This window comes from Lacticaseibacillus suihuaensis (genome assembly GCF_054785075.1).
Genome location: NZ_BAAGBJ010000026.1, coordinates 1 through 5973, shown reverse-complemented (window position 1 = coordinate 5973; position 5973 = coordinate 1). Strand labels below are relative to the sequence as shown.

Sequence of the window (5973 nt, the reverse complement as noted above, 5' to 3'; positions counted from 1 at the left end):
ACTGAACCATCGTCCCAGACGTATTCTGAACTATCTTCGCCCATGCGATTACTACCGATGCATGGCGTAACAGCCTAGACCACTATCAAGAATTCGTTATCATCGTTGCACTTGACTTGAAAATTGAGGTATAATCTAATTAGTGTAAATTTGATTTGTGCAGTCTATAGCTCAAAACTTTCGAGTTGTAAGCGCATGAATGATTGCACTGTCAGTGGCTAAAATTTCACTTGAGAGGAGGATGAAAATGTGACGAAGATGACAGCTAAAGTGGCGAGAACTGGGCATTTGTTCGCGGTCTTATTGATTTTGATGAGTATGTTAACAGGCTTAGTGACAAGTGACAGTTCAGTTGTGACAGCCGCTGCTAACATTCGCCCAACCTATCAAACCGATGCTAATGGTACCTATCCAACAAATTCTTGGCAGGTCACGGGACAACAAAATGTAATCAATCAACGTGGCGGGGATCAAGTTTCAGGGTGGGATACCAATACAACATGGGATGGTGATGCGACTAATACCACGAATTCTTACCTGAAATTTGGTGATCCCAATAATCCGGATTATCAGATTCGAAAATATGCTAAAGAGACGAATACCCCTGGATTGTACGACGTTTATTTGAATGTCAAAGGCAATACACAGCAAAATGTCAAGCCTGTAGATATTGTCTTAGTTGTTGATATGTCTGGGTCAATGGAGTCAAACAGCAGTGGCACGAATCGAGCTGGTGCTGTTCGTACTGGCGTTAAGAATTTCTTGAATTCTATTCAAAACGCCGGTCTAGGTGATTACGTCAATGTTGGCTTAATTGGGTTTTCTAGTCCCGGTTATATCGGAGGCAACTCGGGTTATATTAGTGTCGGATTAGGCAAAGCAGGGAATACCAGTCATCAACAAGCGATTAATGGTGCATTGAGTCCAAAGTTTCAAGGGGGTACGTATACGCAGATTGGTTTGCGGCAAGGATCAGCCATGCTGAATGCGGACACCAGTGGCAATAAAAAAATGATGATTTTGTTAACTGATGGCGTGCCGACTTTTTCTAACAAGGTGATAAATTCAGAGTGGATAAATGGCACATTGTATGGCATTAATTTTGAATCCAGAAGAGATGAACCAGGAGATACCGCACAACTGAGATGGCCGTACATCGATAGTTCAGGTAATCGCATATATGATACTTGGCCAGCAACATTGGGTGAGGCCAAGATAGCAAAAGATAGTGGTAATGAGGTGCACGCTTTAGGCATTCAATTGGCTGACGACGACCCCTACATGACAAAAGAAGAAATACGCCAAAACATGCAACTTATTACCAGTTCACCGGATTTATACAAAGATGCTGATAGTGCCGATGCTGTTGAGGCTTATTTGAACAATCAGGCAAAGGACATTATCAAAAACTTTAATACTGTCACCGACGGCACGATCACAGACCCGATTGGTACGCAATTTCAATATGCGAACAACCAGGCGAGCGTTACGAGTGTCGGCAAGCAAACTGTGCCAGCAAGTGAGTTACCAAGTGCGGCGATCCAAGATGGTCAATTGACGGTGAATCACATGAACTTGGGTCAGGATCAGGAAGTTCAAATCCATTATCAAGTCTGGATCAAAACAGAGGATGCTGGCTTCAAGCCTGATTTTTGGTACCAAATGAATGGTGAAACATTGTTGACACCAAAAGCGGGCGCTGCCGCTGTTGACTTTGGGATTCCTTCAGGCAGGGCACCAGCAACTACAGTTTATGTGCAGAAGCAATGGCGCCAGTTAAGCAATCAATCGTTACCGGATACGCTCAACGTCACGGTGCAGCGAAAAGTGGCTGACGGTTCGCTTGATCCAAATTGGCAACAGACCTTAGTCCTTAAAAAAGCTGATAACTGGAAAGCTAGCCTTACGGCACCTGCGTATAACAATCAGGGTCAAAGTTTTTCATATGTCGTTAAGAGTGAAGATGCCTCGGGAATTGATTTGAGTTCGTTTATCAGTTCTCAAAATATGGATCAGCGAACAGCAACGTTGACTTTGACAAATCAGCAGTATGGTTTTCAATTTCAGAAAAAAACAACCGATGGTACTGATTTATCAGCAGATCAGTTGAAGGCCATGCAGTTTAACTTAACCCAGTACAGCGATAACAGTTTTCAGCAGGCATCCAAAACCAACGCCATCACGTCAACGGATCTGCAGGCACTAGCGCCGGGGTATTACGGTATTCAGGAAGCTGCAGCACCTACAGGTTATCAACTTGATGGGACAACGTATCTTTTTCAGCTAACGTCTGATGGGCAATGGCAATACCATGGCACAAAGGACAACGTGACATCAGGGAGTGTTATTAATGGCCAGCAGACTTTGAATCCTGTTGGTGATAAGTCAGATGATTTTACGGTGACCGGGGATCACCAGCAAATTCTGACGCTAACGAAATACGATGAACCAAAGCCATCCATGACTTTGCGGGTCATCAAACAGGATAATCAAAGCCAATATCTTGCAGGTGCAGCGTTTACCCTGCAACCAAGTGCTGGGGAATCTGAGACGATAACATCATCGGCGACATCTGAGGGACAAGCGTTTGCGACAAAATTAATTGCAGATGGTACCTATACGATGTCAGAAACAAAAGCACCAGATGGCTATCAAAGCAATCCTGCAAAGATTGCCATTCAGGTAGCTACGACTGGTAAAGAGGCAACCGTCACGATTGACGGTGAGGCATTGAAGCCGGGCGAAAGTAAGAACGGATACACATTAGCGATTGATGGCAGCACGATCACTTTGCAGGCGATTAATCAGCCACTTGCAATTTTGCCACATACAGGTGGTCAGGGCTATCAGCGATTGCTTGGTATCGCACTGGGATTGATCAGCGCAGCGTTCCTTTTATTACTGGTTGTTTTGATAAAGCGATGGGTGGTGAAGCAACATGACTAAATCCTTCCGTCCGTTAGTGATTTTGACCTTTTGCTTGGCACTACTAGTCAGTTTGGCAACGACAACGTTGCAGCAGACACAGGCGGCAACTGTGCCGACCACTGTTGATGTTGTGTTGCATAAGCTGTTGTTTAAAGATACCTTGCCAACCCAACAAGCAAATAACGGGACAACAAAACCCGACTTTTCGCAGGCAGATGTACCGTTAAACGGTGTGACGTTCACAGTTTATGACGTGACCGCTGACTTTTGGCAGCTTGTCTCCAAAAATGGCGGTGCGATTGAAGCAGCACAAACGACGTTGAGTCAAGATAGCTATCAGCCTGCTAGCTCCAGCCTTATCGAACAGGTTGTGACGACTGGTCAGGGAGAAGCATACTTTGGCGATTTACCACTCCGACAGGGGCAGCATGCTGCGGTTTATCTTTTTAAAGAAACAGCGGCACCCAAGAACATTGGAGCCAGTCAGAATCTTGTGGTTGTCATGTCAAGCAACCTTCAACATGGGAATCAATCACGCATTGATTTATTTCCTAAGAACAAAATGGTAAGTAGTCACACCGACGCCCCCAAAAAAGTTCCAAAGAAAACACGTCAATTGTTGCCACAAACGGGTGATACAGTTGCAGCTTGGCTTTCAACGCTCGGGTTGATAATTTTCGCGACAGTACTTGCTTTTAACATGAAAAAACAAAAAATTAATAAGTGGGAGTGATAAGAATGACAAAGACAATTGCCAAGAAAGTGCTGACATTAACCAGCACGATCCTAATGACATTACTGATGGTTATCGGGTTTAATGGCACTCGGGTTCAAGCAGATACGAATGATACGACAACACAAAACGTTGTCCTTACTAAATACGGGTTTGAAAAAGATGTTACTGCCATTGATCGTGCGACTGATCAAATTTGGACCGGCGATGGTGCTAAGCCTTTACAAGGCGTTGATTTCACCATTTACAACGTGACAGACAATTATTGGACATCGCCTAAGGATTATAAAGGCAGTTTTGATAGTACTTCGGTTGTCGCAACCGGTACGACTAATGACGAGGGGCAACTAACCCAAGCATTGCCAACCCAATCAAAAGATGCCAGTGGTAAGACTCGTGCTGCTGTCTATCTTTTCCATGAAACAAATCCGCGAGCTGGTTATAACACGTCTGCCGATTTCTGGTTAACCTTACCAGCCAAGGCAGCAGCCGACGGGAATGTCTATGTCTACCCAAAGAATGTTCAAAAGACCACCTATGAGCGCACTTTTGTTAAGAAAGATGCTGAGACTAAAGAAGTGCTTGAAGGAGCCGGCTTTAAGATTAGCAATAGTGATGGCAAGTTTTTGAAGTTGACAGACAAAGATGGTCAAAGCGTCAGCATCGGCGAAGGATTTATCGATGTATTGGCCAACAATTATCGATTGACGTGGGTTGCTGAAAGCGATGCTACTGTTTTCACGTCTGATAAGAGCGGTAAGTTTGGCTTAAATGGATTTGCTGATAACACCACGACTTACACGGCAGTTGAAACAAACGTGCCGGATGGTTATGATGCTGCTGCCAATACAGACTTTAAAGCTGATAATTCGTCTAGCGACATTCTAGATGCACCAAGCGGCATTCTGCCACATACTGGTGGCACTGGCACATTCATTTTTGCGATTTTGGGCGTTGCCTTAATTGCATTTGGAGCAGTTGCCTATCGCAAGCGCCGCAATGGTTTCTAAAAAGTTAATAAGATAAATGAGTCAAGCAAGAGCGTCGATGGCGCTCTTGTTTTGATATGGCGAGGTAATCAGAGTGACAAAACGAACACGTCGACCTTTAGGCTTGATTGATATTGTGATTGGATGCCTTCTTTTAGCGGGTTTTGGTGTTTTATGCTATCCATTTGCAAGTGATGCTTACGTTTCTCACCAAAATCAGCAAGTCATCGACAAGTATCGACAACAAGAAGCGCGGAAGAATCAGATGGTGTTGCGGCGGGAATATAACGAGTATTTGCAAAAAAATAAACAGTTGGCAGCAAGTCAGCAAATGCCCGGCGTTGCCAGTTTTAATCATGCCGTTAATGATCAAGGAACCGCAAAAACAGCGGCAAAACGGAATCAACAAATCTTGACTCGTCAGACAGTTGCTCAGTTGACGATTCCCAAAATTGGCCTTAGTCTGCCGGTTTTTGATCATACAAGCGATTGGCTTCTACAATTTGGCGCCTGTTTATTGGATGGTACAAGTTATCCAACTGGTGGTAAAAATACCCATGCTGTCATTTCAGCGCATCGTGGTGTGCCAAACGCTGAACTTTTTACCCGAGTACCAGCGTTAAAAAAAGGCGACAAGTTTTTTATTAGCATAGGCAATCATAAATTGGCTTACCAAGTCTTTAAGCGCCAGGTTATTGAGCCAAGTGATACCCGGCAGCTAAGAATTGTGCCGGGACAGGATCTTGTGACCTTAATGACCTGCACGCCTTATATGATCAATTCTCATCGATTGTTGATAACGGGTCGCCGAATTCCTTACGTTAAGGCAGATGACGAGGCCTCAAGTTGGGCGGTTTGGTGGAACAAATTAAAGCTAATTGTCGCACTTTTAGGCGCGGTGATCATTTTAGGCCTGATCGGTTTCGTAATGCGCAGTTTGATGCTTGGCCGAAAGCATTATTTGCTGGAAGTACCGGCTGAAGCCACACAAGTCGTGGTGAAACGAGGTCGACATATACATTCTTTTAAATCAGATCAAACTGGGGTGACTGACATCAGCCTGCCTGGTAATCATTATCGAGTCGCAATTGTCACGCCACTTGGCCGGACTAAGTACAAGGCTTATGTCAAAAAAATTCGGGATAAAAGCTTTCAATTAAAAGAATATCATTAAGATTTTAAAATTTGTTTAATACCGCAAATTGCAAGAACAAGTTAGCCACCCCATGGCACGACACCGTGAGATGAACTGTTATCTTTGATGAGTTGAGTTAGCTGGCTACGACTACCTTGGCAGCTCGTCGCTGAGCTCGAGCGCGCTCA

General features: G+C 44.3%; 4 protein-coding genes. All 4 read left to right on the top strand.

The window, feature by feature from the left end:
- Window positions 1-249: 249 nt before the first annotated feature.
- Entirely contained in the window at window positions 250-2946 is a 2697-nt protein-coding gene (locus ACYVRZ_RS12900; protein WP_461227437.1) for a SpaA isopeptide-forming pilin-related protein, read from the top strand.
- Complete coding sequence (locus ACYVRZ_RS12895) at window positions 2939-3661, top strand: pilin N-terminal domain-containing protein (RefSeq protein ID WP_461227435.1); 723 nt, start codon at window positions 2939-2941, stop codon at window positions 3659-3661. Before ACYVRZ_RS12900 ends, ACYVRZ_RS12895 begins: the two co-directional genes overlap by 8 nt.
- Window positions 3662-3666: 5 nt before the next feature.
- A complete protein-coding gene (locus ACYVRZ_RS12890; RefSeq protein ID WP_461227433.1) occupies window positions 3667-4671 on the top strand; it encodes a SpaA isopeptide-forming pilin-related protein in 1005 nt (334 codons plus the stop codon).
- A gap of 73 nt (window positions 4672-4744) precedes the next feature.
- Window positions 4745-5824, top strand: a complete 1080-nt coding sequence (locus ACYVRZ_RS12885) for a class C sortase (protein WP_461227431.1) — start codon at window positions 4745-4747, stop codon at window positions 5822-5824.
- The last annotated feature ends 149 nt before the right edge of the window (window positions 5825-5973 follow it).